Origin of the sequence: Streptomyces sp. NPDC088817 (genome assembly GCF_044750345.1) — a bacterium.
Taxonomy (GTDB): domain Bacteria; phylum Actinomycetota; class Actinomycetes; order Streptomycetales; family Streptomycetaceae; genus Streptomyces.
Genome location: NZ_JBIVJN010000011.1, coordinates 219,975 through 245,092, shown reverse-complemented (window position 1 = coordinate 245,092; position 25,118 = coordinate 219,975). Strand labels below are relative to the sequence as shown.

Sequence of the window (25,118 nt, the reverse complement as noted above, 5' to 3'; positions counted from 1 at the left end):
CGGTGATGCGGTCCCGAGGCGAACCCCGTTCGCCCAGCCGACCCGATCCCCCGCCGTATCCGGCACATCGAGCCGAGTCGGACGGCCTCACCGGCAGGCCGATCCGGCGACCGTCCCGCGGGCCCCGCGGGCCCGAACGCGCGGCGCACCACCGCACACCGCCCTGACGGGACGGCTGCCGTCGGCGACGGCTCACATCACGACCACGCGACGCCTTCGGGCCCGCACGCGTTCCGAGGATTGGAGAACGATGACCGACTCAGGCGCAGGTACCAGACGCTTCTCCCGGCGGGCCTTCGCCACCGGGGCGGCCGCCGCCGCGGTCGTACCCACGGTGCTCGGCATCACCGCGACCGCCGCCGCCCCGAAGGACAAACCGGTGGAGGGAAACGGTCAGGGCAACAACAAGGGCACCGTCCGCAACCTGACCCTGTACATGGAGAAGCTGCCGAACGGGGAAATGGGCTACGGCCTGAAACCCGGGGAAGCGACGATCCCCGGCCCGCTCATCGAGCTGACCGAGGGCGACACGATGAACATCGAGGTCGTCAACAACCTGGACGTCGCCGCGAGTCTGCACGTGCACGGCATGGACTACGACGTCGCCAGCGACGGCACCAGGATGAACGACAGCGTCGTCGAACCGGGCGGCCGGCGGACCTACGTGTGGCGCACCCACGCCCCGTCGAACCAGGGCGGGACATGGGAGGCCGGCAGTGCCGGCTACTGGCACTACCACGATCACAACGTGGGGACCGAGCACGGCACGGGCGGCATCAAGAAGGGCCTCTACGGCCCCGTGATCGTGCGCCGCAAGGGCGACGTGCTGCCCGACAAGCAGTTCACGGTCGTGTTCAACGACATGACGATCAACAACCGGGGCCCCCACGACGCGCCCACCTTCAAGGCCGTCCGCGGTGAGCGGGTGGAGTTCGTCGTGATCACACACGGCGAGTTCTTCCACACCTGGCACATCCACGGCCACCGCTGGGTGGACAACCGCACCGGCATCCTCCAGGGTCCGCAGGACGTGAGCCGGGTCATCGACACCAAGACGGTCGGACCGGCGGACTCCTTCGGATTCCAGGTGGTCGCGGGTGACCGGGTCGGCGCGGGTGCCTGGATGTACCACTGCCACGTCCAGAGCCACTCGGACATGGGCATGGCCGGTGTCTTCCTCGTGACCGAGGCCGACGGCTCGGTCCCCGGTGGCATGCCCCACCACATGGCCGAGCCCGACGGCACGGCCTCCGACGACATGCACCACCACTAGAGGGCAGCGGCGGAGCCCTCGATCCGGGCTCCGCCCCCGAGCCACGCCCCCCAAAAAAAGCCACGCCCGTCGTTCCACCTGACGGTCCGACGGGCGTGTACGACTGCCGCCGGCCGGTCCTGACCCGTGAAGGACCTGAGGCGAACCCGTCCTCGTTCCTCCGGCACCCCGTCCCCTCCGGGCATCGTGACCGCCCGCCGGAATCCGCCGCGTCCGGCGAAAAAGCCGGGCGGGGCGTCCGCGGCAGCCCTCGCTCCATCCCCTGACCACTCTTCCGTTGTCGGATCGAGTCAAGGAGCAACCATGGGCAAGAGAGACCGGTTCGCCCTCTCACGACGCAGCGGAGCACCGCCGTCGCGTCCGGTGCGGACCGCTCGTCACGCGTGGTCCTGGCGCCGCGCCGTCGTCCTGCTGTCCAGCGCCGCGCTGACCGTGGGACTGTCGGCGCTGCCGGCCGCGCAGGCGAACGCGCAGCCACCCGCGGAGAACAGCGAGGGCGGCGCCGGGAGCCAGGTGAACGTCCTGGTCTTCCACGGGCCGGCCGCCAAGCAGGACGACCCGGTCAAGAAGGCCGCGGCGGCGATCGGAAACCTCGGCGAGAAGAACGGGTTCAAGGTCGTCGAGTCCGAGGACACGGGCGTGTTCACCACCGCCGGCCTCGCCAAGTACCGAGGGGTGGTGTTCCTGTCGGCCGACGGTGTGACCCTCAACGCCGAGCAGGAGGCCGCGTTCCAGTCGTACATCAACAACGGCGGTGGCTTCGTCGGCGTCCACGACGCCGCCCGGGCACAGTCCGACTCCTCCTGGTTCACCGGGCTGATCGGCACCCGCCCGGCGCTGGGCCTGCCCGACGCCGAGAAGGTCGTTGAGAGCGCGGTCAACTCGGAGAACCCTCCGAGCGAGACCAAGGACAAGCTGTTCGACGGCAGGGACGACACCAAGTGGCTGGCCCGCACGCCGACCGCCTGGGTCACCATGAAGCTGGACAAGCCGGTCGCGGTGGTCAACTACGCGCTGACGTCCGCCAATGACTACCAGGGACGGGACCCGAGGGACTGGAAGCTCCAGGGTTCGCAGGACGGCGAGAGCTGGACGACCCTGGACACCCGGAGCGGCGAGACCTTCCCGTCGCGGTTCCAGACGAGGCAGTTCCAGTTCTCCAACAGTCAGGCCTATCAGCACTACCGGCTGGAGATCACCGCGAACGGCGGCGAGCCGCTGATTCAGCTGGCCGAGCTGCGCCTGTTCAACGCCAACCCGACGCCTCCGCAGGCCTCCAAGGTCCAGCAGGCGGTCGTCGACGTGACGGACCGCCGGCACCCGGCCAACAAGGGCCTGCCGCTGAACTGGACCCGTTCCGACCAGTGGATCAACTGGGACCCCAACCCGATCGGCAAGGTCCACACCGTCGCCCAGGTCGAGGAGTGGAAGTACAAGCCGGGCACCGGCGCCAACGGCCCGTTCCATCCCATCTCGTGGTGCCGTGACTACGACGGCGGCCGGTCCTTCTACACCGGCATGGGCCGCACCGAGGAGAGCTACACCACCGACACGAAGTTCCAGAGCCACCTCCTCGGCGCCATCCAGTGGACCACCGGCATGGTGCGCGGCGACTGCCAGGCGACCATCGCGTCCAACTACAGGACGGAGCGGCTGACCGCCCAGAACCAGGCGGGGCAGCTCGACCAGATCGGTGAGCCGCACGGTCTCACCATGGCCCCCGACGGCAAGGCCTTCTACATCGGCAAGGCCGCCTGCCCGTCCGGCCCGATCGTCGACTGGAACAACCCCAAGGTGGGCCTCGGCTGCGGCACCATCCACCAGTGGGACCCCAAGACCAAGAAGGTCAAGCTGCTCACCACGCTCGACGTGATGGGCAACCGGGGCAGCGGCGACGAACTGGTCAAGAACGAGGAGGGCCTGGTCGGCATCACCCTCGACCCGAAGTTCGAGCAGAACGGCTGGATCTACGTCTACTGGATGCCGCACGAGTCGATCGACCGCGACAAGCGGATCGGTCAGCGGACGGTCTCCCGGCTGACCTACGACTTCGCGTCCGAGTCCATCGACCAGGGAACCCGCAAGGACCTGCTGCACTGGGACGCCCAGATCCACAGCTGCTGCCACGCCGGCGGCGGCATGTCCTTCGACAAGGACGGCAACCTGTACATCGGCTCCGGCGACAACAACTCCTCCGGCGGGTCGGACGGTTACTCCGGGAACAACTGGACGCAGGACTACAAGGGCGTCTCGTTCCAGGACGCACGCCGCACCTCCGGCAACACCAACGACCTCAACGGCAAGATCATCCGTATCCACCCCGAGGCCGACGGCACCTACACCGTCCCCAAGGGCAACCTCTTCGCGCCGGGCACGGACAAGACCCGCCCGGAGATCTACGTGATGGGTGTCCGCAACATCGCGCGGCTCTCCGTCGACCCGGTGCACAACTGGCTGAACGCCGGCTGGGTCGGTCCCGACGCGGGAGCCTCCAGCCCGGACCTGGGACCGGCCAAGTACGAGACGGCCACGGTCATCACCTCCGCGGGCAACCAGGGCTGGCCGTACTGCATGGGCAACCGGCAGCCCTACCGTGACCGCAGCAGCACCGACGCCAAGGTCCTCACCGGCTGGTACGACTGCGACCACCTCAAGAACGAGTCGCCGCGCAACACCGGCCTGGCGGACATCCCGCCGGCCCGCGACAACATGATCTGGTACTCGCCCCAGGGCGGCGGACCGGTGTTCCCCGAGCGCTCCGACGGCAGCGGCGTGCCCAGCTACGTCGACAGCGAGGCCACCTACACCCAGCCGTACCTGAAGGGCGGCGGCCAGGCCGTCATGTCCGGTCCGACCTACCACCGCTCCCAGGTGGACACCAAGAGCGGTGTCGCCTGGCCGGCCTACTGGGAGGACAAGTGGTTCATCGGTGACGAGTCAAACGCCAACAACCGGGTCGCGGTGACCCTCGACCCCGACCGCGTCAAGGACCAGGGCGCGCCCGCCTTCGGCGAGGACCTGCGCAGCATCATCGCGCCGGGCGGCGGCGCCACCCAGATGCAGAGCTGGATGGACGCCAAGTTCGGTCCCGACGGCGCCCTGTACATGCTCGACTACGCGGGCGGCTTCTTCAGCCTGGACAACAACCAGAAGCTCGTCCGCATCACCTACCAGGGCGGCCCGGCCACCCCGAAGCCGCAGGACGCCGGGGCGCGGGTGGTCACCCAGAGCAAGCCGAAGACGGTGGAGTTCTCCAGCGCCAGGACCGGCGGCGTGGCCTGGGAGTGGGACTTCGGCGACGGCAGCAAGCCCTCGCACGAGGCCAACCCGGCGCACACGTACGGCGATTACGGCACGTACCACGCAAAGCTGACCGTCACCTACGCCGACGGCGAGAAGGCCACGGCGACGTTCGACGCCAAGGCCGGCTGCCCGGCTCCCGACGCCCGGCCGACCGTCCATCTGCTGGACACCGACACGGGCGTCACCAACCACGGGGCCGGCGGCGGCTGCACCGTCAACGACCTGATCGACGACGAGGTCTCCTGGCCGAACCACGGGGAGTTCGTCAGCCACGTCAACGCCGTGGTCAACGACCTCCGCAAGCAGGGCGTCCTCGACAACCGCGAGTCGTCGGCGATCAGCAAGGCGGCGGCGCAGAGCGAGATCGGCAAGGTCGCCGGGTACAAGCCCATCTTCGACGGGACCGCGGCGAGTCTGGCCGACTGGCGGCAGGCCGGAGCGGGCAAGTTCTCGCTCCAGCCGGACGGCACCATCCGCAGCTCCGGAGGCATGGGCATGCTGTGGTATGCCAAGCAGGAGCTGAAGGACTTCTCGGTCAGGCTCCAGTTCCGTGATGTGGCGCCGGGCAGCGCCAACGCCAACAGCGGGGTCTTCGTCCGGTTCCCGGACCCGAGGACACCGCTGGCGGAACGCCCGGACGGCAGTTGCGGCACGGTCGGTTCGGCCCGCACCGCGCCCGAGTGGGTCGCGATCTACTGCGGCCACGAGATCCAGATCTACGACGGGGCCGCGGGCGAGGTCCAGAAGACCGGTTCCGTCTACAACTTCAAGTCGCTGGGCCTGGACAAGGCGGGGGTGACCCCGAAGGGCCAGTGGAACGACTACGAGGTGCGTGCGGTCGGACAGCACTACACGATCATCCGCAACGGCGTGGTGATCAACGAGTTCGACAACACGCCCGGCAAGTCGTCGTCCCGTGCGGGTGACCCGCCCACGGACCTGCGCCAGTTCCTCAGCGGGTACGTGGGGCTGCAGAACCACAGCGACACCGATCTGATCGAGTTCCGCAACATCCGGGTACGCGGTCTGTAGCCGGACAGCAGTAGGAGCCGGGCCCGGGGTGGCAGCCCCGGGCCCGGCTCTCCCCTTTTCCCGCCGCTCTCCCGCTGCTCGTGCGGGCGGTCAGCCCAGTTGGCCATCCAGCCAGCGCTCGATCTCGGTGGTCACGGGGTCGGTGATGTCGGCGAACTCCTCGTGCCTCCTCAGGAACCCGGCCACGTACGGGCAGACGGGCACGACCCGCTTCCCGGACTCGCGCACGTCGGTGAGCGCCTCCCGGACCAGCCGGGAGGCCAGGCCCTGTCCGGCGAAGGCCTCGTCGACCTCGGTGTGGTAGAAGACGCGCTGGTCACCGTGGTCGCGGTACGCGGCAAGCCCGGCGCGCTCGCCGTCGACCAGGATCTCGTAGCGGTGCTTGGCGTCCGTGCGCCGGACGGTCGCGGAGCTGGAGGACGGGCTCATCGGGTTTCCTCTCGGGGGGTCGGTGACACGTCGGGCGGATCAGTGGCATGGTGGATTCCCGCGCGGTCTGATGACGGCGTTCGGCAGCACGGGGGCGGGAAGCCGGTCTCCCGGGTACCCCTCGACGGCGCCGAAGCGGTCGGAGGCGTTCTGCCAGTCGTCCCGGGCCTTGGCGATGTCCTCGTGGCTGCGCCCGATGAAGTTCCACCACATAGCGAACTGTACCGGCGTTTCCGCAGCTCAGCGATGTTGCGGCGCCCTGACTGTCAGCAAAACGTCAGCATCAGTCGTGAGGGGTTCGTCGGCCATGGGTCGTGAGGTGTTGGTTCGTGGGATGGGGTCGTTTTTCAAGGAGTGCGGGCATCCGCGGTCGAGGTGGTCGAAGTGTCCACGCCCGTACAAGATCCGGTATCGGTCGGCGGAGGGCAAGCAGGTCGAGGAGTCGGGGTTTGCCATCCAGGAGGCGGCGATCGGGCGGTTGACGGAGGTCTACAACGCCAAGAAGGCCGCGGGGCCGCGTTCGCAGGCGAGGATGGAGCGGATCGCCGTGTACGGGGCGATGCGGTTCGAGGAGTACGCCGAGGAGTGGAAGGCCGGGCAGCGGGACCTGAGCCCAAGTTCGGTGCGGCACCTGGACTCGCTGCTGCGCCACCATCTAGTGCGGCGAACAGGGTGGTGACGCCACCGCGCACGTAGTCGTGGGTGCGCCGCTCGGGCATGCCCGGCATCATCGGCAGCACCGGCGCCGACCGGTCCAGAGCCTGGATCTGCGTCTTCTCGTCCATGCAGAGCACCAGCGCGTACTCGGGCGGTGCCAGATACAGCCCGACCACGTCGCGGACCTTCTCGATGAACTGCGGGTCCTTCGAGAGCTTGAAGGTGTCCACCAGATGGGGCTTGAGGCCGAAGGTCCGCCAGATCCGCGAGATCGCCGACTGGGACAGGCCCACCTCCTTGGCCATCGCCCGCGTCGACCAGTGCGTGGCGCCCCTCGGCGTGCTCTCCAGCGTCCTGACGATCGCCTCTTCCACCTGATCGTCGGTGATTTTCCTCGGCCCGCCCGGACGAGGCTCGTCGGTCAGACCCTCCAGCCGGTCGCGCACGAACCGGGCCCGCCAAGGGCTGACCGTATGCGCCTCGACACCCAGACGGGCCGCAACGTCCTTGTTCGTCAGGCCAGTTGCGCTCTCCAGCACGATCCGACACCGCAGAGCCAGAGCCTACGAAGAAGTCCGGCGCCTGGCCCAGCGGGTCAACGTCTCGCGTTCATCATCGGTCAGCACCAGCTCGGCCTTCGGCCGTCCCATCCTCGCCATCCGACCCGAATGCCGCACCCGGACAGATTACGAAGCGAATTCCCGACTCAGGACACTAGTTCTGCGGTGCCAGGGTGCGCAGGACGCAGAACTCGTTGCCCTCGGGGTCTGCCATGACCACCCAGTTTCGGTCTGAGCCCTGGCCCACATCCGTCCTGGTGGCGCCGAGGCCGAGCAATCTGGTCACCTCGTCCTCGGTACTGCCGTCGATCGGGCTGACGTCGAGGTGAAGCCGGTTCTTCACGTTCTTACCCTCGGGCACCGGGATGAACAGCAGAGTGGGCGACATCTGGCGGGCCCGAACATCTTCGACGGTCGGCACCCAGGAGCCGATCTCGACCTTGCCCCTGCTCCGGTCGATCACCTCGAAGTCCAGGACCTCGCACCAAAAGGCCGCGAGCCTCTCCGGATCGTGGCAGTCAACGGCCAACTCGGTGAACCTGCTTGTCATGACTCCCCCAGATAGTGCGGACGGGGCTCAGAGTATGCCGCCCGTCCGACAGATCCGAGATCTTCCCGACCAGGACCACGACTTGACTGAGCATCAGATTCGCGAGAAGCCCTGGTATTGAGATCTCCTCGGCAACGCGACCGTTGCGGTGCGTGATCATGCGTCGGACGGCGGGGTGGCCTGAATAGCCCCGTTGCAAAGTGCCTCAATTTGGGGTTGCGGAGATCTTGACGGCGCTTTACCTCTCCCAACAGACTTCCCACAACTTGGGTGCCTCGCCCGACTGACACCCCCGTCTCGGGAGGGCGCGCCAGATGGAGGAAACTCGATGAGGAGTCCCCGCAGAGCGCGCCATTACGCGCTCTTGCTCGCAATTCCCTTGGCGGTCACCATGAGTGCCCTTCCGGCGCTCGGCGCCCCCACGAGCCAACCGGTCACACCCGACCGCGATTCCAGCACCGCCCAGAACGGTGTCGCACTGATGCGCATCGTCGTCCCCGATAAGTCGGGGGTGGACAAGCTTGACGCCATGGGTGTCGATTTGGCCGAATACAGTAAGCCGGTCGACAACGGCATCGAAGTGCACGCCGTCCTCAGCCCTGATGAGACCGAGAACCTGCGTGACCAGGGCTTCGACGTCCAGAACCCCATTTCGGACCAGGGCGATTACAACGCGAACATGCGCGCCCGTTCGCAGGCGGTCGCGATCGAGGCCGCCGACGCGGCCGAGGCTGACACGCTCACGCCCCTGCGCGCCGAGTGGTTCACCAGCCTCAACGACCAGCGGTTCCTGTCGGTCGAGGTGAAGTCCAGCGCGACGGACGCCCAGACCGTCCTCACCGCCTCTTGGGACAGTGGCAAGGGCACCAAGCCCGGCTCCGGCGGGACGGCGACGATGTCCCGCTTCACCGACGCCGGCCAGTACATGTACCACCGGTTCAGCGCGCCGCTGGCCATCACCGAGGCCCCCGCCACGGTCACCGTCACCAGCAGCCGCGGCGGCACGATCACCGTGCCGGTGACCAAGTGGCTGGGTGACCCGGTCAAGGCGCCGAGCCCGAACTACGTATCGGACTTCGTCGACCACTACATGGACCCGACCGAGGTCACCGACCGGGTCGTCGGCCTCGCCAAGGAATTCCCGAACATCTCGGAGATCATCAATCTCCCGTACAAGACGAACGGCTACCGCCGCCAGGCGCAGGCGCAGTTCGGCACGGGTTCGGGGACCGCGCTGGCGAGCACGTTCTACGTGACCTCCAAGGCGTACGGCAGTGAGGGCGGCAACGACCTCAGCATCACGCTGAAGAACCCGGGAGCGAACAACGCTCCGCTGTCGGTCGCGGTCAACGGCAAGGAATTCGTGGTCAACCTGGCCACGGACGCCTCCGGCGCGATCACCAGCACCGCGGGCCAGGTCGTGAACGCCATCAACGCCAACGCGGCGGTGTCGAGGCTGGTGACCGCCAGCCTCTACCGGACCAGCAATGGCACCGGTGTGGTGGCCGCGGCCCCGGCGACCCCGCTGACCGACGGCCTCAAGGCGCCGGCGAGCGTCTCGCGTGAGCCGTTCCAGATGAAGGCGATCCGGATCGGCAAGCACCGGGACGGCTCGAAGACCGGTGTGTTCCTCTATTGCCAGGAGCACGCGCGCGAGTGGGTGACCCCGATCACCTGCGTGGAGACCGCCGAACGGTTGCTGCGCAACTACGCGCGGGACGCGAACACCAAGAAGCTGGTGGACGACCTTGACATCTTCATCATCCCGACGATGAACCCCGACGGCGCCCACTACTCAATGTACGACTACAACATGCAGCGTAAGAACATGGTCAACTACTGCGCTGCGGACAACTCGGACCCGGCACGCCGCAACTCCTGGGGCGTCGACCTCAACCGCAACTTCTCCGTCGGCAGTGGCTTCGACGGCTACACCGGCGGCAGCACCAGCTGCACCGGCGATACCTACTCAGGTCCGTCGAAGCTGTCGGAGCCGGAAGCGCGCAACGAGGTGTGGCTCGCGAACAACTTCAAGAACATCAAGTTCGCGATGAACACCCACTCCTACGGCGGCTACTTCATGTGGCCCCCGGGAGCGTACAAGTCCGCCGGCCGTGAGGTGCTGCCGCGGACGGACATGGGCACGGAGAACTACTTCTGGAACGCCTCCACCCACATCCTGTCCGCCGTCCAGGACTGGCGCGGCACCGGCATCCAGCCGGGACGCACCGGCCCCGTGGTCGACGTGCTGTACTCGGCGGCCGGCAACAGCGCCGACGAGTTCTGGTACAACAACGGCATCATCGGCTGGGACTTCGAAGTCGGCACGGACCTCTACGACCCGGCCACCAAGAAGTACAACGCGGTCGGCTTCCAGCCCCCGTTCAGCGAGGGCCACGAGGAGGCCATGGAGTTCTCCAACGGCCAGATCGGCATCCTCGATGTCGCCCGCGCCTACGACAAGGACCACCAGCAGCCCACGTCGAAGCTCGCGGTGACCGACGCGTCCGCCACCTCGACGACGTTCACCTTCACCGTGGACGAGCCGGCGAACATCTACTACACGCTCGACGGCAGCCGCCCGACGATGAACTCGCCGAAGCTCGCCGCCGCGGGCATGCGCGAGGGCGCCGAGAAGATCACGGTCCACAAGAACACCGTCGTCCAGTGGTTCTCCATGGACCTCGCGGGCAACTACGAGCGGAACTACAAGCCCGACGGCAACGGCAAGAACTACAACAAGCAGAACGTAACGGTCGGCGGCACGAACTAACCCTCCGCTGACCCTCGGCCAACCAGCCCCGGCCCGTGCCACCCAGGCACGTGCCGGGGCTGTCTGCTGAGGTGCAACCGCGATGCCGGTCGGGAACGTGCCGGATGCGGCCCGTCGGCCCACTTCACCGGGGGACGCCAGAACACCTCGGGGTCAACGACTACCTCGGCGACGCGCGATCCGATGACCTGGTCGAGGTTGCCCGCGCCCTACGCACCTGCGCGGGGCGCGCACTCCGAAGGCCGACGAAGCCCGAGCCGCTATGCGAAGGGTCGTCGCTAGCCTCCGGTGCGCGGGGCGCCCGGACATGCCGCGACCGGAGCGTCCGCAGCCTTCACGGCGGTACGGTCTCGCCATGCCTACGCCGACCCGAGCCGAGGAAGCCCTTGCAGCCGTGCTGGCCGGCGTTCCACGCCCGAGCGAAGAGAACGGCGATCTACGAATCCTGGACTCATGGACTGTGGGCGAAGACACGATCTGCGTGGCCTATCAAGGCTGGTGGGAAGACGGCTCGATCGGTCTGCGCCGCCGGATCGGTGACGACTTGCCGGTGAGCTGGGTCGTCGGCCAGATCCTCGACGCCGAGTTGGGCGAGCCTCCTGGCGGCATGATCGAACAGGATCAGCGTGCCGCCCACATCCAGGACAGCCCCTCCCTCTTCGGTAAGGCTCAACTGTCCACGAACGACAATGCAGCCACCGTCCTCTCCCACCTCAGGGGCATCGGAGGCACTCGGCCAGGCGTTCTCCGCCCAGGCAATCTCCTCATCCACGGTCCGCTCGACATGGTGTTCTCGCCCCGCTGCCTCAGGGGGCCCCTGCCAGAGCGCCACAGCGGTGCCCACGGCCGAGTGCACTCGGCCGTGGGCCTCAACGGGGCTGGCTGCACTGCCTCTACTTTGACCAACACCCCGTCATCATCCTCGATCGGCTCACCAAACGCCTTCGCCAGGACAAAACGCTCTTTCGGACTCGAAGAGGCCCGCTGGCGCGCGTCGACGCTGGCCAACTCGGTGAGGCGGTGTCGCCCGGGCTGGGCACGGGGAACGCGCTGGTGGTGACGTTGCTGGTGCAGCTCGGGGTGGTGGCGGTGACGGGGCTGCTGAATCTGCGGCTGCGCCAGTTGGTCGGCTGAGACGCGGGTGCTCGGCCGAGAGCTGAGCGGGGCAGGCCGCGCCCGGTACGGCAGCAGGGCCCGGACCACGTATCGCGGTCCGGGCCCTGCCCCGTGCGGTGCCGCCCTGCGGTGGCGGTGCGTCAGCTCTGTGCGGTGTTGTCGCCCGTCTGCCCGGCGCCCTCGGCTGTGCCTGCCTTCTCGCGCATCTTGCGCACCAGCTCCGCCCTCTGGTCGGCGGCACCCTGGCGGTCGAGGTTGCGGTGCGGACCGTTGTTCCGCCGTTCGGCGCGGGACAGCTTCTTGCGCTGACCGCCGCCCATGCCCACGGGGTTGTTGATGTTCTTGCTCACGGGTTCTCCCGGAATGTTGTGAAGTGATCTACGGATTCATCGGTGGGGGACGGGCACGGCGACGTCGAAGGACGTCAGCAGGGGCCCATCACGCTCTCACTCGTAAATCGGCGTCTGGAAGAACATGAACAAGACGTTACCTGGTCCCGCCGGCTCCGCATACCAAGGCGAGGATGGTCACCGGGGTGCTCGCCACAGAGGCTGAGCACGCCGAGGATCTGCCGGGCCACTCCTTCAAAGACAGACCTGGCGGGCTGCTGCGCCTCCCCCGCGCCCATGCGCACCAGCCCTTGCTTGGCAGCGAGGCGGTTACTTCGGGGCCGGCGTCCCATCCGCGCACGGCCTTCCCCACGATCTCGCGGACGTCTTGCCCGTACGTGCCCACCAGCGATACGGGCGGCTCGCACGGTGCCGGGTACGTGATGTCGTGGTCGTCGAGCCGCCGTTTGGCGCGGGAGTAGGGTCACAGCAGGACGTCGTCCGATGCGTCGGGCTCCAGTCTCACGATGGGGAACTTGCGCGATGTCCTGGTCTCGTACTGCGCGCTGTCAGGCCAATACGCCGACCAGAGCCCGTAGAGACGTTCCCAATCCGGCGACGCATGCGTGACCAAGGTAGGGGTCGCCTTGAGGATCTGCTCCCCCACCTCGATGGTCGCCTTGGGCATGGCGGCGACATTGCCCACCCATGCTGGATCTTGTTCCGCGCCGCGCGCGGTGCCGCAGACGAGGAAACAGTTTCCGTCGGCCGCGTACACCAGGGGGTTCACCCGTTCCTGGCCGGTACGGCGGCCGACCGTATGCAGGAGCAGCAGATGCCTGCCCTCGAAGAAGCCTCCCACAGTGCCGCCCTGCGCCCGGAACTGGGCAATGATCCGCTGATTTACCTCATTTACGTCTGTCATGTCCGCCTCTCTACGGCCGAAGACCTCACTTCCTACTAGCCAACCAGCGAGGTACGCGGCTGCGCCGAGCCACGCCCGAGCCGTGTGGTGGACGTCGAGCGCATGGCCGACACGCGCTCGGCGGCGCCGATCCACAGCACCAGGACAGTCGGCTGGGCGGGTACGAGGTTGCCGTCGGGCCCACTGAGCAACCTGCGGTGGAGCGTGGGGGGACGGGAAAACAGAGGGGAAAGGAGCGGGCTCTCGCTCATGGGGGATGGCGATGGCAACCCCGACCATGCTGTGGCGGTGGCAGCCCAATCCGCTCAGGCGACGCATCGACGTCGTTGAGCAACGGCTGTTCCTCGCTGCAGGGCTGTGCGCTACAACTGGCAGCCTCTTGATCGGCGTGGTCACGCGGGTCACGACCGCTGACCATCTCGATGAGCAGCAGGCCGGACAGCATCCGGTGCAGGCGGTCGTTGTCAAGGAGACCGCGGACCCTGCCGCCGTCTCCTCCGGGCGTCTTCCCATGCGGGCCACGGTGCGGTGGAGGGGGACCAACGGCCTGCCCCATACCAGCCAGACCGACGTCGGCGTCGGCGTCGCCGTCGGCAGCCGGACAACGGTGTGGACCGACGCGCACGGCCGCCCCACGTCCAATCCCCTGCCCCCGAGCCAGGTGGCGCTCGATGCGGGCGGGGCGGGCACCGCGGCCGCGGTCGCTACGTCCTCGGTCGCGCTGGGCGGGACCTGGGCCACCCACCGCGTGCTGGACCGGCGCCGTATGCGGCAGTGGGACAGGGATTGGGTGAGCTTGTTCCGCTTCGACGGACACCATCGGTGTGGTGGTCAGGCCGCCGGGGCAGCCTCGTAGTCAGCGGGGCTGCGGTAGCCGAGGCGACGGCCTGCAGCCGTAAACGCTCCCGCGCTGTCCTCCCAGGGTCGGTCAACCCGCCGCTCCGCGCAGCCGCGTTCGAAGCGTGCTACGGCGCAGACCACGGAGACGAGGTGGGGCACGTTCACCGCTCGCCATCACTGCTGGGCGGGCGCCGATCCCTGTCAACGTCAACACCCACGTGTAGCCCTGCCCCGGCCATATCCACGCCAGGCGCGGCCAGCAGCAAGAAGCGTCGATGTACTCGAATCTTGTTGACTCCCCACAACGTCTAGCCAGGCGCCCCACTTCCACATGTAGTCCCGCAGCCCGCCGCTTCCAGAGTCAGCAACAGTCTGGTCGGCGCCGATCCAGCGAGACCCCGCTGCGGGCGGTAGAACTGAGGAGGGCACGCCTTGGTGCAACCTGACTCGACGTCAGGAAAGTCAGCATCGGGTCAGCATGGGGACTCCTACAGCTACCCACAGACGGCGATACTTTGGATCGGCGGTCACCTCAGTCAGCCCGTCCGACCAATCAGCCGCCGCTTTGTCGAGCACGCTCAGAACAGGGGCAAGACCTTACGAGCAGCCCGCCCATCCGGCGACCGAACAGGCAGGCATCTTCGCAGGTCAGCGCCGCTTTCCCCGAGGTTTCAGCGGCACCGTCGGCAGCTCCGGAGCGGGCAAGGGAGCGCCGTCGTATCCCTGCACCTCGCCAAATCGGCGGCCTTCCATCCAGTCCTGGCGCGCCTGTACGATGTCTTCCGCTGACCGCCCGATGAAGTTCCACCACATGACGATCTCCTCCTCGAACGGGGTTCCGCCGAGCAGGACCGTCCGCGCGATGCCGTCGGACTCGTTCGCCAGGGTCAGCGCGTCGGCGCCCGGGTGGGCGTAGCCCAGCTCCGCGCGGCCCACGAGGGTGCCGGACAGGCGCACCTTCCCCTGGTCGACCAGGAGGCCGTGCTCGAAGCCGGGGTCCACGGCGAGGGTGAGGGCCGCGCGCGGCTGGAGGACGATCTCGGCACCGAGCAGGGGCGTGAACGTCCGTACCGGGGAGGTGTGGCCGGCGAGGGAGCCCAGGAAGACCCTGATCTCGGCGCCGTCGGCCCGCACGGGCTCGGGTACGTGGTGCTGGAAGTCGCGGTCGGCGTCGCGGTGCGCCTCCGGCAGCGCCACCCAGAGCTGCACGCCGTGCAGGACGGTGGTCCGCGGGGTGGAGACCTCCGAGTGGCTGATGCCGTGTCCGCCGGTCATGAGGTTCAGCTCGCCGGGCCGCACGAAGGCGTGGCTGCCCAGGCTGTCCCGGTGCTCGATCTCCCCGCTGAACAGCCAGCTCACCGTCTGGAGCCCGGTGTGCGGATGCGGGGCGACGTCCATGCCGCCGGTCACCGAGACGTCGTCGGGACCGTAGTGGTCGGCGAAGCACCAGGCGCCGATCAGGGTCCGGGCGCGTTGCGGCAGGGTCCGCCGCACGGTCATCGCGCGGGGGCCACCCAGGGGCACATCACGCGAGGTCAGGACGTCGACGCGGACCGCTTCGGTCGCCCGCTCGCCGTCCGCCGGGCCGCCGCACCGCATCTCCACGGGTTTCGTCTCGGCCTTGCTCACCGTGGACCGCCTCCCTCAAGAATCGTTTTATATTCAACTATCATGCTTGACGCCGGGCCGTCGGCGCAACGTCAGCCCATGACGGTCCGGGAGGCGGCCCCCTCGGCCACGTGACGCTTACGGGAGAAGGCTGCCAGATCGATGACGTTTCCGGTGTGCTCACCGACGTACCGCAGCGGATCGCGGTCATGGTCGTGGCCGGCCTCGACGCGGTCCACCAGGGTGGCGAGGAACCGCCCGGCCAGGGGGGCGTTCTTGAACTGGTTGCCGCTCGTGCCGATGGCGACATAGAAACCGTTCAGGTCGGTGCGGTCGTAGATCGGGGACCAGTCGTCCGTGACGTCGTAGACGCCGGCGATTCCGGTCGGCCGGTTCGGAACGCCGAGGAGCGGAAACCGCCGTGCCACCCGCGTCACCTGCGTCTCGAACCGCGAGGCGGTCGGGTGGGGGTTGCACGTGTCGGGGTCGTCGAGCCACTCCATGGGGTCGCAGGCGGGCACGGTGCTGCCGATCAGCAGGTGTCCGCCGGGCGCGGGACGGAGGTACGTCCCGAGGTCGGTGTCGGCCACGACCGGTCCGAGCACGTCCTCGGCGCCGCCCCGGACCGCCGGTGCGGCCACTTGGTGGACCTCCTGGCGCAGCGGGCGGACCGCGACGGTGAACTCGGCCCCGACCCCGGCCAGCCGGTTCAACGCACCCGACCAGGGGCCGGCGGCGTTGACCACGACCGGTGCCGTGATCCTGGTGCCGTCGGCGAGCCGAATGCCCGTCACCCGGTCCCCGCCGCGCAGGACACCGGTGACCGTACGGCGGAAGAGGAAGCGCGCTCCCCTGCCGACTGCCGCGTCCGCGAGGTTCTGGGCCGCGAGCCGCGGATCGTCGACGAAGCCCGCGTCGGGTGTGAACAGTGCGCCGAGCTCTCCCTCCGGCCCTGCGAAGAAGGCCTCGTCGTGGAGGGGTTTGGGGGGCCAGTGGCGTCCCGTGTCGATGCCGGGGACCCGACTGCGCAAGGTGGCGGCGTCCCAGCGTTCGTAGGGCACACCGACGCGATCGAACAACGCGACGGCCTCGGACGTCCCGGAGTCCGGCGCGTCGAGCAGGACCGCTCCGGTCCGCCGGAAGCCCGCCAAGGCGGGGCCGCCCGAGGTGCCGAGATGGTCCGCCCACCGCGCCCAGCAGTAGTGCGCTTCCCACGCGGAGGCGACGCCCTCCCATGTCGAGAAGTTGAAACGGATGATCGCGCTCGATGCGCTGGTGGATCCGTGCCCGACACCGCCGGACTTGTCGACGACCACGACCCGCCGACCGGTGCGCGCCAGCTCCAGCGCCACCGCGGCGCCGATCACACCGGCCCCGACGACGACCGCGTCCGCGCCCGGCGGAACCCTGTCCGGCTCCCTGATCGTCATGACGGCAGCTCCCCGGGAATCCTGGATGCCCGGCCACCGCTCGCGTCCGGTCGCGCGTTCCCGGCGGGCGGCGGTCGGTCTTCGGCGGCCGACGGGAAGTGGCACGCCGCGCGGTGGGGCCGGCCGGCCGCGTCCGGCTGCGGATCCCGCGTCACGCAGATGTCGCGTCCGGGACGCCGGCTCGGCCCGTCCGGGCAGCGGGGATGGAAGCGGCAGCCGGAAGGCGGCGCCGCGGGGTCGGGTACCTCACCGGCGAGGAGCGGCTCGGCCGGCCGGTCTGCGCCCCGCAGGTCCGGCACGGAGGCCAGCAGCGTCCGGGTGTAGGGATGCCGGGGGCTGCGGAGCAGGTCCTCGGTCGGGGCGACCTCGACGACCCGGCCGAGGTACATCACCGCGACGACGTCCGACACGGAGCGGACGGCGGCGAGGTCATGGCTGATGAACAGCATCGCGAAGCCCATGCGCCGCTGCAGATCGCGGAGCATGGTGAGGATCGCCGCGCGGACCGACACGTCGAGGGCGGAGGTGACCTCGTCGGCGATCAGGACGGCCGGATCGACGGCGAGCGCGCGAGCGACGGCCACGCGCTGGCGCTGCCCGCCCGAGAGCTGCGCCGGCACACGGTCGGCGCACGGGATGTCGAGACCGACCAGTTCGAGCAGTGCCGCGATGCGCTGTTCACGGTCGCGGCGGCCGAGACGGACGAAGGCGTCGACCGCCTCGGACAGCGTCTGGCGGACCGTCATACGTGGATCGAGTGCGGTGTCCGGGTCCTGGAACACCAGTTGCACCCGCTGCCCCAGCCGGCGCCGAGCGGCCAGGCCGCGCCCGCTGAACTGCCGCCCGCCGACGGTGATCTGCCCGGAGCAGGAGTCGGCCAGCCCGACGACGGCACGGGCCAGACTCGACTTCCCCGAGCCGGACTCGCCGACCAGGCCGACCGTCGTGCCGTCGGGAACCTCCAGTGACACGCCGTCCACCGCGGTGACGGCACCGAATGCCCCTTGGTGGCGAACAGTGACGTCGCGCAACGCCAGTCCCGCACTCACTTCTCCGCCTCCTCTGTCTCCCGCTGTCCGCCGGACAGTGCCTGGGGCAACGGATGCCAGCAGGCGACCTCGTGGCCGGGACCGAGCGGGGACAGCACGGGACGCTCCTCGGCGCACCGGTCCTGCCGGTGTGCGCAGCGGTCGTAGAACGGGCAACCGGTCGTGTCGCCGTAGGGATCGGGTGGGCTTCCCTCGATCGTGCGCAGGGGGCGGCCGCGGTCCGTGGTCATGTCCGGGACGGATTCGACGAGCGCCCGCGTGTAGGGGTGCCGTGTTCCGGTCGCCAGTGCCCGGGCCGGAAGGCTCTCGACGATGGTTCCCCCGTACATGACCAGGACCCGGTCGCAGGTGGTGGCCACCAGGGCGATGTCGTGGCTGATGAAGAGGATCGTGGTGCCGTTGTCGTGCCGGAGGCGGCGGAGCAGGTCCACGATCTGCCGCTGCACGGTGACGTCGAGGGCTGTTGTCGGCTCATCCGCGATGATGAGGTCGGGCCGCGTCATCGAGGCGGTCGCGATCGCCACTCGCTGGCGCTGCCCGCCGGAGAGCTGGAAGGGCCGGGACCGCAGGAACCGGCGCCCGGCGGGGAGAGCGACCCGCTGAAGCTGGGTCAGGGCCTGCTCGACGGCCTCGGCGCGAGGCGTGTCGCGGTGTGCGCGCACGGCCTCCGTCATCTGCGTTCCGACGCGGAGCGACGGGTTGAAGGCCGAGGCCGGGTTCTGGAAGATCACCGCCATTCCCGTCGCGAGCTGTCTGCGCCGTTCCTCGCGCGTCAGTGACGTGGCGTCCGCGCCGAGGAAGCGGTGGGTCCGCCAGGTGGACTCGGCACCGTCCGGCAGCAGGTCGGCGACGGCGAGCGCGGTGAGTGACTTGCCGGAGCCGGACTCGCCGACCAGCCCGACGATCTCGCCGCGCCGCAGGTCGAGGGTGACACCGCGGACGGGCCGGACCACCCCGGCCGCGGTGGGAATGGCGACGCGCAGATCCTCCACCTCCAGCACATGGTCGGCGGATGCCGGGCGATCGGCGCGGGCCGGGCGTACCGTCGGCTCCGCCGTCCGCCGTGGGCCTGTGCGCCGCGCGGCGGCTTTGGCCAGCATCTCGCCGAGCAGTTGGAAGGCGACGCCGGCGTAGACGATGGCGATACCGGGTGCCACGGCGGGCAGGGGTTCGGAGTAGATACGGTCCAGCCCCTGGCTGAGCAGGAGCCCCCAGTCGTACGAGGGCGGCTGGACGCCCAGTCCGAGGAAGCTCAGTCCCGACAGGGCCACGAGTGTCGAGCCCGCCGCGACCGTCGTGTTGAGCATCAGCGGCTCGGCGATGTGGGGCAGGACGTGGCGCAGGAGGAGCCGGTGGCGGCGCAGGCCCAGCACGCGCGCCGCCGCCATGAAGTCGGTGTCGGCGACCTTGGCGGCGAGGGTCTGGGCGATCCGGGCGAAGCCCGGCGCGTAGGCGACCGCGAGGGCGAACACGGCGCCGGCCGCTCCCGCGCCGAACAGGACCGCGAAGAACATCGCGACGAGGAGCCCGGGGAAGGCCAGCAGGAGGTTGATCAGGGCCCCCAGCGTCCGGCGGGTGCGCGCGCCCACGACGGCGGTGAGCGCGCCGAGCGTGATCCCGGCCGTCGCCCCGAGCAGTGTCGCCGTCAGTGCGAGCAGCAGGGAGAGCCCCGTCGCCACGAGCAGCCGGGCGAGCAGGTCGCGTCCGAGATGGTCCGTGCCGAGAAGGTGGGCCGCGGTGGGCGGCTCAAGCACCGCCGACGGGTTCGGGCGGTCGGCCGCCCGCCCCCAGAGCGCGGGCCCGACCAGGGCCACAACGGCGAGCGATCCGAGCATCGCCAGGGCGATCACGCCCATGGGGGCAGTCCAGCCCGACCGGGCCGGTCGGGACCGGCGCCCGGCGGTGGCGCGCGGCGCGGGCAGGGAAGATGAGGGTGCCATGGGATCACGTCTTCCGGATGACCGATCGGGGGTCGAGCAGCGCGAGGGCCAGATCGACCAGGAAGTTCACCGCGAGTACGGCCGCGCCGAGCACGAGCACCGTCGCCTCCACGACCGCGTAGTCCTGCGCCGCCACGGACTGCGCCATCGCCGACCCGATGCCGGGCCAGGCGAACACCTTCTCGACCAGCACGGTGCCGGCGATCAGGGCGGGCAGCAGGTTCCCGGCGATCGTCAGCGAGGCGGTCAGCGTGTTCGGGGCCACGTGGCGCAGATGGAGCGTGACGGCGGGCAGCCGTTTCGCGCGGGCGGCGCGCAGATAGTCCTCGTCGAGGACCTTGAGCGTCTCCACCCGCACGATACGCAGGAGGACCGCGGTCGGGGCGAGCGCCAGCGCGAGCACGGGCAGCACATAGGACCGGGGACCGAGGTCGCCGGCGACCGGGAAGAGCCGCAGGCCGACTGCCAGCCCGGCGGTCAGGCCGGCCGCGAGGACGAAGTCCGGGATCCCCGCCGCGACGGATGTGGCGGTGGTGAACGCCAGTTCCGTCCGGGGCCGCCGCCCGCCTCGGGTCCACACGGCGGCGATCAGACCGCCGGGGAGAGCGACGACGAGTACACAGGCGAACGCCAGGACGGCGAGCAGCAGCGTCGCGGGAAGACGTGCCGCGACCAGGTCGGACACCGGCTCGCCGGTCACCAGCGACACCCCGAGGTCCCCGTGCGCCAGGTGGCGCAGGTACTGCCGGTACTGCGTCAGCAGGTCATGGTCCAGGCCGAGTTCGTGCCTCTTCGCCGCCACGAGGTTTGGCGCCGCGTCCACGCCCAGTGCGGCCCGGACGGGGTCTCCCGGGATCAGCCGGATCATCGCGAAGGCAGCGGTGACGACCAGGAGGAGCGAGACGATCAGCCGGACCGCACGCCGGCAGCAGAACACCACCCACGGGTGGTACCGGGCCAGGGCACCGAGCCGTGCGGACAGGGTCGCCATGGGGGGAACCTCCTCGACTCGGGGACGGTGCGGCCACATCGGACGTTCGCCGCGGCTATTGGTGCAGGCGGATGCTGGTCGGGACGATCCGGCCGCCGGGCGCGACGGCGAAGGTCGTCCGGTGTCCGTAGACCGTGCTCGTGCCGTCCGCGACGGGCAGCGCGTCGGCGGAGCGGAACAGTGCCGCGGCGGCCCGGTTCCAGTCCGCGCAACTGGCCGCGCCCGGCGCGCGCATCGCGAGGGTGACGGCGGCGTCGTACTCCGGGTTGGCGACATGCGCGAAGTTCAGCCCCCGCGACGGCGGCGGGCCGGAGAAGTACGGGACGAGCTGCACGGGCAGCTGCGGCCCCGGCGAGCTGCCGACCACGACGTCGAAGTCCCCGCTCTGGTACATGGCCTGCACCACCGCGTTGCGGCTCTCGGTGACGAGCTCGACATCCGCGCCGAGCTCCCGCCAGGTCACGGCCATCAGTTCCGCGACCGAGGGAAGCGTGGAGCCGAAGTCGCCGCTGCTGAGCAGTCGCAGACGCAGCGGCCTGCCGTTCCTGACCAGCTCGCCCCGTGCGCCCTTCGTCCAACCCGCGGCGCGTAGGGCCCGTACGGCGCTGCGCGAGGGGAGGTTCGCGGCGGCCACGTCGGCGTGGCAGACGGAGTCCGACGCGGTCAGGTGGCTCGCGGGCCTTCCGTCACCGCCGATCGCCACGTTGGCGAGGCCCTTGCGGTCCAGGGCGCCGACAAGCGCCCGCCGCAGCACCGGATCGCTCAAGGGGCGGCCGGAGTGTTCGTTGAAGAAGCTCAGTCCCACCACGGTCGGCACCTCGGCGGTGGCCAGGCCGTGCCCGGTCAGCCGCGCGCGGTCGGGTCCGGTCACGGTGGCGATGTTCACACCGCCCGTGAGCAGCAGATTGGCCGCGGTGGACTCCTGGGGAACCACCGACACCACGATCCTCGCGGGCTGGCCCGGTGTCGTGTTGGTCGTACCGCCCGGCCCCCAGGCATACCCCTCGCGCAGCGTGAAGACGTACGGGCCGCCCGAGGTATATCCGCTCAGCACGTACGGCCCGGTGCCTTGCGTCCTCCGGTCGAGTACGCCGGGCCCCGCAAGGCCGGCGGGGCAGACGACGGGCAGCAGGCCGATCGTCCGCACGATGAAGCTGTACGGCGACGTCATCCGCACCGACACGCTCCTCGCGGCGTTGTCCGCCGACACGGTGAAGGGCACTCCGGGCAGCGCCGCCTGGGCGCCGACGAGCCGGTTCCGGGGGTCGCTCGCGTATCGCAGCGACCGTGCCACGTCGGAGGCCGTGAGGGCCGTGCCGTCGGAGCAGGTCACGCCCCGGCGCAGGACGAAGCTCGCCGAAGTGGCCCCGGCCTGCCACTTCTCGGCCAGCCCGGACACCACCTGGCCGTCCGGTGCCACGTTGACCAGTGAGTCGTAGGCATACGGGGCCAGGGCGGTACCGAACTGCGAGTAGGGGTCGAAGCTCGGGGTCTCGGAGGCGGTGGCGATCGTGACCGTGCCTCGCTCGACGACGGGAGTGCGTGTCGACGACACGTCGCCGTTGCCGGTGCAACCCGCCAGCACGGCTGACGCGACGGCAGCCGACGCCACCGCGGCCGACCGGACCCCGGGAGACGAGACGGTTCGGCGGTGCATGGTGGGCATCGTGCCATCGCGATCGACGGCGCCGGACCGGCGTTCCCGGGCCGCCTGCGCATAAGGCGGACCTTTTCCCCCGTACGGGTGAGGCCGCCGCCACGCGGCGCGTCCGCCGATGACGCTGACAGTCCGTCAGCTCGGCGCACACTGGCGCCATGACGACTCACATTCCGGACTCCGCGGACGGCCCGGCGACCGAGGAGGTCGACCGTCTCGCCACCTCCTACTGGGACTTCCTGCTGTCGCGCGAGCCGTCGCTGCGGACGAGACGCGGGCTGCCCGTCGAGTCGCTGCCGGGGGTGTCGGCGGCGGAGGCCGACGAGCGCGCCGGATTCGCGGCAGGGGTACTGGACCGGCTGCGCACGCCGAAGCCCACGGAGCCGGCCGGCCCCGCCGCCGACAGCGCGGGCTTCCTGCAGGCTCTGGCCGAACAGGAAGCGCGGGCGGGGCGGTTCTACTGGCTCACGCCCACCGTCACGCCGTACCAGCTCTTCCGCCTCCAGCAGTACGGTGACACGGTCTTCCGCCCGTTCCTCTTCGAGTCCCGGGCCGACGCGGACCGCTACGTGTCCCTCGTACGGGACCTCGCCCGCCATGTCGCGACGATCGGCGACAAGGCCGCCGGGCAAGCGGCACGCGGCTTCTTCGTCCCGGCCCCGGCCCTGCCCGGGGTCCGCACGACCCTCACCCGGCTGCGGGCGTCGGCGGCACGGTATGCCGAGGCGGACGCCGAGCGGCTCACCCGGCTCGACGCGGCGAGCCGGGGTCGCCTGCGCGACGAGGTGGAACGGCTCGTGGCCACCGAACTCGAACCGGCCTTCGACCGGCTTCTCGCCGTCATGACCGACTCGGACTATCTGCGGAGCGCGCCGCAGTCCGTCGGGTGGGCCCAGTACCCGGGCGGCGAAGAGGCGTACCGCGCCTTCGTCGGCGCCCACACCTCCGGCGAGACACCGCCCGAGCGTCTCCACGAACTCGGCCGGGAGCACTGCCGCGAACTGACGGAACGGATGCGGGAGGCGCGCAGCGCACTCGGCTTCACGGGAACGGAGGCGGAGTTCCACGAGCGGCTCGCGACCGAGCCTCGCCTGTACGCGGCGACCCCGAAGGAGGTGGAGGCCCGCTACCGCGGGCACCTCGACCGCCTCACGCCGTCGCTGCCGGACTGGTTCGCGGTCCTGCCGCGCGCCCCCTACGGCGTGGCCCGCCTCGACCCGGCGCTGGAGGCGTCGATGACCTTCGGCTACTACGACCCGCCCACCGCCGCGCGGCCGGTGGGGTATTACCGGTACAACGCCTCGGACCTGGCGCACCGTTCACTGCTCGGCGCGGCCGCCCTGATCTACCACGAACTGGCGCCGGGCCACCACTTCCACCTGGCCCGCCAGTCCGAGAACGCCTCCCTGCCCGACCTGCGACGCGAACTGGTCGCCTTCAGCGGGTTCGAGGAGGGCTGGGCGGAGTACGCGGCAGGACTCGGCTGGGAGATGGGCCTGTACGACGACCCCTGGGACGCGTACGGACGCCTGGCTCATGAACGGTTCACCGCGCAGCGCCTCGTCGTCGACACCGGGCTCAACCTCGGGACGATGACGATGGAGCAGGCGCGCGCCTTCATGCGCGCCCACGCGGCCGCCGAGTCCGACGGGCAGATCGCGACGGAGCTGCTGCGCTACGCGACCGATCTCCCGGGACAGGCGCTGTCGTACCGGGCGGGCTACGCGGAGTTCAGGGATCTGCGGACGGCGTGCGAGGGCCGCGCGGGCGCGGAGTTCGACGTGCGCGCCTTCCACGAGGCCGTTCTGGGCGGCGGCGCGCTGCCGTTCCCCGTCCTGCGCCGCCGGGTCGTGCGAGAGCTGGGCTGACGTCCGGTTCGTTCCGGCCGCCGCATGGCTTGAACAGGCCGTTCCGGAATAGTGGTTCCGCTCGAATGGGTGAAGAGCGGCAGTGGAATTTGGATCTACCTGCTCGGGCTCGGATACGCTCTGCGCGATGGGATGCCGGTTCCGCGATATGGAACACATGCGCACGGTGCATGAATTCCGGGCACGGCACAGGTACCGAAAATCCCACAGGGCCGGATGGTGTTTTCATCAGATTTCCTGTTCACCTCCCGCCGCTTCCTCAATCTTCGTTCTCCCAGCAGAAGAGAAGGACGTCTTCCCATGCCGCCTGTAGTGCCTCCTTTCCTTATCGGCCTGCTCACCGCCGCCCTCGTCAAAAGGCTGGGCAAACCACTCGTGCGGGGGGTCGTCAAAACGTCGGTGGGACTGGGCGTGGAGGTCAAGAGGGCCGTCCATGAAGCCAGCGAGGGAATCCAGGATCTCGCGGCCGAGGCGACCGCCGAAATGCTCGCCGCCCAGATGTCGCACGGAACCGAGCACCACACGCACGCCGGCGCCCCGGAGGGCGACACCGTGAGCCGGCCCGGGCCGAGCATCGCGCCCGCGGAACAGACCAGCAACGCGGGAAACAAGTCCGGCGGCAAGGCCCGCGGCACCGGTCCGGCCGCTGCCAAGCTGAACTGAACCCGCGGCTCACATTCGTCGAGCCGTCGAGTCGTCGAGCCGTCGAGTCGTCGAGTCGTCGAGTCGTCCAAATTCCCCGCAAGGGCTACGCCCGCCCGTTCCGGGACGCGCCCTCCGAAAACAGG

General features: G+C 69.7%; 19 protein-coding genes and 5 pseudogenes. 11 read left to right on the top strand and 13 right to left on the bottom strand.

Features of this window, described 5'->3' with window-relative positions; all coding sequences use genetic code 11:
• Positions 1-250: 250 nt before the first annotated feature.
• The 5 genes and pseudogenes from ACIP4X_RS21865 (at position 251) to ACIP4X_RS21845 (ending at position 5,608) form a co-directional block, all read left to right on the top strand.
• Positions 251-1,273: a multicopper oxidase domain-containing protein gene (locus ACIP4X_RS21865; protein WP_358730628.1), complete on the top strand. Its 1,023-nt coding sequence runs from the start codon at positions 251-253 to the stop codon at positions 1,271-1,273.
• A gap of 303 nt (positions 1,274-1,576) precedes the next feature.
• Positions 1,577-2,509: pseudogene (locus ACIP4X_RS21860) on the top strand (ThuA domain-containing protein); the annotation flags it as partial.
• Between the two features lie 6 nt (positions 2,510-2,515).
• Positions 2,516-4,465: pseudogene (locus ACIP4X_RS21855) on the top strand (ThuA domain-containing protein); the annotation flags it as partial.
• A 9-nt stretch (positions 4,466-4,474) separates the two neighbouring features.
• Positions 4,475-4,678 (top strand): annotated as a pseudogene (locus tag ACIP4X_RS21850) (PKD domain-containing protein); the annotation flags it as partial.
• A 180-nt stretch (positions 4,679-4,858) separates the two neighbouring features.
• On the top strand, positions 4,859-5,608 hold the full coding sequence (locus ACIP4X_RS21845) for a DUF1080 domain-containing protein (protein WP_358730649.1): 750 nt from the start codon (positions 4,859-4,861) through the stop codon (positions 5,606-5,608).
• A gap of 90 nt (positions 5,609-5,698) precedes the next feature.
• On the opposite strand, the gene ACIP4X_RS21840 is transcribed toward ACIP4X_RS21845, so the two are convergent.
• Positions 5,699-6,037: a GNAT family N-acetyltransferase gene (locus ACIP4X_RS21840; RefSeq protein WP_401350072.1), complete on the bottom strand. Its 339-nt coding sequence runs from the start codon at positions 6,035-6,037 to the stop codon at positions 5,699-5,701.
• A 39-nt stretch (positions 6,038-6,076) separates the two neighbouring features.
• A pseudogene (locus ACIP4X_RS21835) lies at positions 6,077-6,259 on the bottom strand (pirin family protein); the annotation flags it as partial.
• A 112-nt stretch (positions 6,260-6,371) separates the two neighbouring features.
• Between ACIP4X_RS21835 and ACIP4X_RS21830 the strand changes: the two are divergent.
• The gene (locus ACIP4X_RS21830; RefSeq protein ID WP_358730652.1) at positions 6,372-6,716 is read left to right on the top strand and encodes a hypothetical protein; all 345 of its coding nucleotides are present in this window, start codon (positions 6,372-6,374) and stop codon (positions 6,714-6,716) included.
• Here ACIP4X_RS21830 and ACIP4X_RS21825 read toward each other — a convergent pair.
• Positions 6,691-7,353: pseudogene (locus ACIP4X_RS21825) on the bottom strand (IS630 family transposase); the annotation flags it as partial. The gene ACIP4X_RS21830 and the pseudogene ACIP4X_RS21825 overlap by 26 nt on opposite strands.
• Positions 7,354-7,408: 55 nt before the next feature.
• On the bottom strand, positions 7,409-7,804 hold the full coding sequence (locus tag ACIP4X_RS21820; RefSeq protein ID WP_358730624.1) for a VOC family protein: 396 nt from the start codon (positions 7,802-7,804) through the stop codon (positions 7,409-7,411).
• Between the two features lie 391 nt (positions 7,805-8,195).
• Here ACIP4X_RS21820 and ACIP4X_RS21815 point away from each other — a divergent pair, with 391 nt between their 5' ends.
• Both ACIP4X_RS21815 and ACIP4X_RS21810 read left to right on the top strand, forming a co-directional pair.
• Positions 8,196-10,577 carry a M14 family zinc carboxypeptidase gene (locus ACIP4X_RS21815; protein ID WP_391454647.1) on the top strand — a complete coding sequence of 794 codons (2,382 nt, stop codon included), beginning with the start codon at positions 8,196-8,198 and terminating at the stop codon, positions 10,575-10,577.
• Between the two features lie 355 nt (positions 10,578-10,932).
• Positions 10,933-11,637, top strand: coding sequence for a hypothetical protein (locus ACIP4X_RS21810; protein WP_401350067.1), 705 nt, complete (start codon positions 10,933-10,935; stop codon positions 11,635-11,637).
• A gap of 196 nt (positions 11,638-11,833) precedes the next feature.
• Here ACIP4X_RS21810 and ACIP4X_RS21805 read toward each other — a convergent pair whose 3' ends face one another.
• The 3 genes from ACIP4X_RS21805 to ACIP4X_RS21795 form a co-directional block, all read right to left on the bottom strand.
• Positions 11,834-12,043 carry a DUF6243 family protein gene (locus ACIP4X_RS21805; protein WP_401350064.1) on the bottom strand — a complete coding sequence of 70 codons (210 nt, stop codon included), beginning with the start codon at positions 12,041-12,043 and terminating at the stop codon, positions 11,834-11,836.
• A gap of 463 nt (positions 12,044-12,506) precedes the next feature.
• A complete protein-coding gene (locus ACIP4X_RS21800; RefSeq protein ID WP_358730617.1) occupies positions 12,507-12,947 on the bottom strand; it encodes a nitroreductase/quinone reductase family protein in 441 nt (146 codons plus the stop codon).
• A 35-nt stretch (positions 12,948-12,982) separates the two neighbouring features.
• Positions 12,983-13,138 carry a hypothetical protein gene (locus ACIP4X_RS21795; RefSeq protein WP_401350061.1) on the bottom strand — a complete coding sequence of 52 codons (156 nt, stop codon included), beginning with the start codon at positions 13,136-13,138 and terminating at the stop codon, positions 12,983-12,985.
• A gap of 71 nt (positions 13,139-13,209) precedes the next feature.
• Between ACIP4X_RS21795 and ACIP4X_RS21790 the strand changes: the two genes are divergently transcribed.
• A complete protein-coding gene (locus ACIP4X_RS21790) occupies positions 13,210-13,803 on the top strand; it encodes a hypothetical protein (protein WP_401350058.1) in 594 nt (197 codons plus the stop codon).
• Between the two features lie 632 nt (positions 13,804-14,435).
• Here ACIP4X_RS21790 and ACIP4X_RS21785 read toward each other — a convergent pair.
• The 6 genes from ACIP4X_RS21785 to ACIP4X_RS21760 form a co-directional block, all read right to left on the bottom strand.
• A complete protein-coding gene (locus tag ACIP4X_RS21785) occupies positions 14,436-15,416 on the bottom strand; it encodes a pirin family protein (protein WP_401350056.1) in 981 nt (326 codons plus the stop codon).
• Between the two features lie 71 nt (positions 15,417-15,487).
• Positions 15,488-16,825 carry an FAD-dependent oxidoreductase gene (locus tag ACIP4X_RS21780; protein ID WP_358730611.1) on the bottom strand — a complete coding sequence of 446 codons (1,338 nt, stop codon included), beginning with the start codon at positions 16,823-16,825 and terminating at the stop codon, positions 15,488-15,490.
• Positions 16,822-17,874, bottom strand: a complete 1,053-nt coding sequence (locus ACIP4X_RS21775; RefSeq protein WP_401350053.1) for an ABC transporter ATP-binding protein — start codon at positions 17,872-17,874, stop codon at positions 16,822-16,824. Before ACIP4X_RS21775 ends, ACIP4X_RS21780 begins: the two co-directional genes overlap by 4 nt.
• Positions 17,871-19,730 (bottom strand): dipeptide/oligopeptide/nickel ABC transporter permease/ATP-binding protein, encoded by a 1,860-nt coding sequence (locus ACIP4X_RS21770; RefSeq protein WP_401350050.1) that lies wholly within the window; start codon positions 19,728-19,730, stop codon positions 17,871-17,873. Before ACIP4X_RS21770 ends, ACIP4X_RS21775 begins: the two co-directional genes overlap by 4 nt.
• A gap of 88 nt (positions 19,731-19,818) precedes the next feature.
• Positions 19,819-20,805: an ABC transporter permease gene (locus tag ACIP4X_RS21765; RefSeq protein WP_358730605.1), complete on the bottom strand. Its 987-nt coding sequence runs from the start codon at positions 20,803-20,805 to the stop codon at positions 19,819-19,821.
• Between the two features lie 55 nt (positions 20,806-20,860).
• Positions 20,861-22,462 carry an ABC transporter substrate-binding protein gene (locus tag ACIP4X_RS21760; RefSeq protein ID WP_401350044.1) on the bottom strand — a complete coding sequence of 534 codons (1,602 nt, stop codon included), beginning with the start codon at positions 22,460-22,462 and terminating at the stop codon, positions 20,861-20,863.
• Between the two features lie 158 nt (positions 22,463-22,620).
• Here ACIP4X_RS21760 and ACIP4X_RS21755 point away from each other — a divergent pair, with 158 nt between their 5' ends.
• Positions 22,621-24,330, top strand: a complete 1,710-nt coding sequence (locus ACIP4X_RS21755) for a DUF885 domain-containing protein (protein ID WP_401350041.1) — start codon at positions 22,621-22,623, stop codon at positions 24,328-24,330.
• A 300-nt stretch (positions 24,331-24,630) separates the two neighbouring features.
• The gene (locus tag ACIP4X_RS21750) at positions 24,631-24,993 is read left to right on the top strand and encodes a DUF5132 domain-containing protein (protein ID WP_401350038.1); all 363 of its coding nucleotides are present in this window, start codon (positions 24,631-24,633) and stop codon (positions 24,991-24,993) included.
• The last annotated feature ends 125 nt before the right edge of the window (positions 24,994-25,118 follow it).

What these genes read in the sequence shown, in the direction of transcription:
- ACIP4X_RS21810 (WP_401350067.1), top strand. Translation starts at nt 10,933, where the DNA reads ATGCCTACGCCGACCCGAGCCGAGGAAGCCCTTGCAGCCGTGCTGGCC.
- ACIP4X_RS21820 (WP_358730624.1), bottom strand. Translation starts at nt 7,804, where the DNA reads ATGACAAGCAGGTTCACCGAGTTGGCCGTTGACTGCCACGATCCGGAG.
- ACIP4X_RS21865 (WP_358730628.1), top strand. Translation starts at nt 251, where the DNA reads ATGACCGACTCAGGCGCAGGTACCAGACGCTTCTCCCGGCGGGCCTTC.
- ACIP4X_RS21830 (WP_358730652.1), top strand. Translation starts at nt 6,372, where the DNA reads ATGGGGTCGTTTTTCAAGGAGTGCGGGCATCCGCGGTCGAGGTGGTCG.
- ACIP4X_RS21770 (WP_401350050.1), bottom strand. Translation starts at nt 19,730, where the DNA reads ATGGGCGTGATCGCCCTGGCGATGCTCGGATCGCTCGCCGTTGTGGCC.
- ACIP4X_RS21750 (WP_401350038.1), top strand. Translation starts at nt 24,631, where the DNA reads ATGCCGCCTGTAGTGCCTCCTTTCCTTATCGGCCTGCTCACCGCCGCC.
- ACIP4X_RS21815 (WP_391454647.1), top strand. Translation starts at nt 8,196, where the DNA reads ATGAGTGCCCTTCCGGCGCTCGGCGCCCCCACGAGCCAACCGGTCACA.
- ACIP4X_RS21760 (WP_401350044.1), bottom strand. Translation starts at nt 22,462, where the DNA reads ATGCACCGCCGAACCGTCTCGTCTCCCGGGGTCCGGTCGGCCGCGGTG.
- ACIP4X_RS21800 (WP_358730617.1), bottom strand. Translation starts at nt 12,947, where the DNA reads ATGACAGACGTAAATGAGGTAAATCAGCGGATCATTGCCCAGTTCCGG.
- ACIP4X_RS21765 (WP_358730605.1), bottom strand. Translation starts at nt 20,805, where the DNA reads ATGGCGACCCTGTCCGCACGGCTCGGTGCCCTGGCCCGGTACCACCCG.
- ACIP4X_RS21755 (WP_401350041.1), top strand. Translation starts at nt 22,621, where the DNA reads ATGACGACTCACATTCCGGACTCCGCGGACGGCCCGGCGACCGAGGAG.
- ACIP4X_RS21840 (WP_401350072.1), bottom strand. Translation starts at nt 6,037, where the DNA reads ATGAGCCCGTCCTCCAGCTCCGCGACCGTCCGGCGCACGGACGCCAAG.
- ACIP4X_RS21780 (WP_358730611.1), bottom strand. Translation starts at nt 16,825, where the DNA reads ATGACGATCAGGGAGCCGGACAGGGTTCCGCCGGGCGCGGACGCGGTC.
- ACIP4X_RS21790 (WP_401350058.1), top strand. Translation starts at nt 13,210, where the DNA reads ATGGCAACCCCGACCATGCTGTGGCGGTGGCAGCCCAATCCGCTCAGG.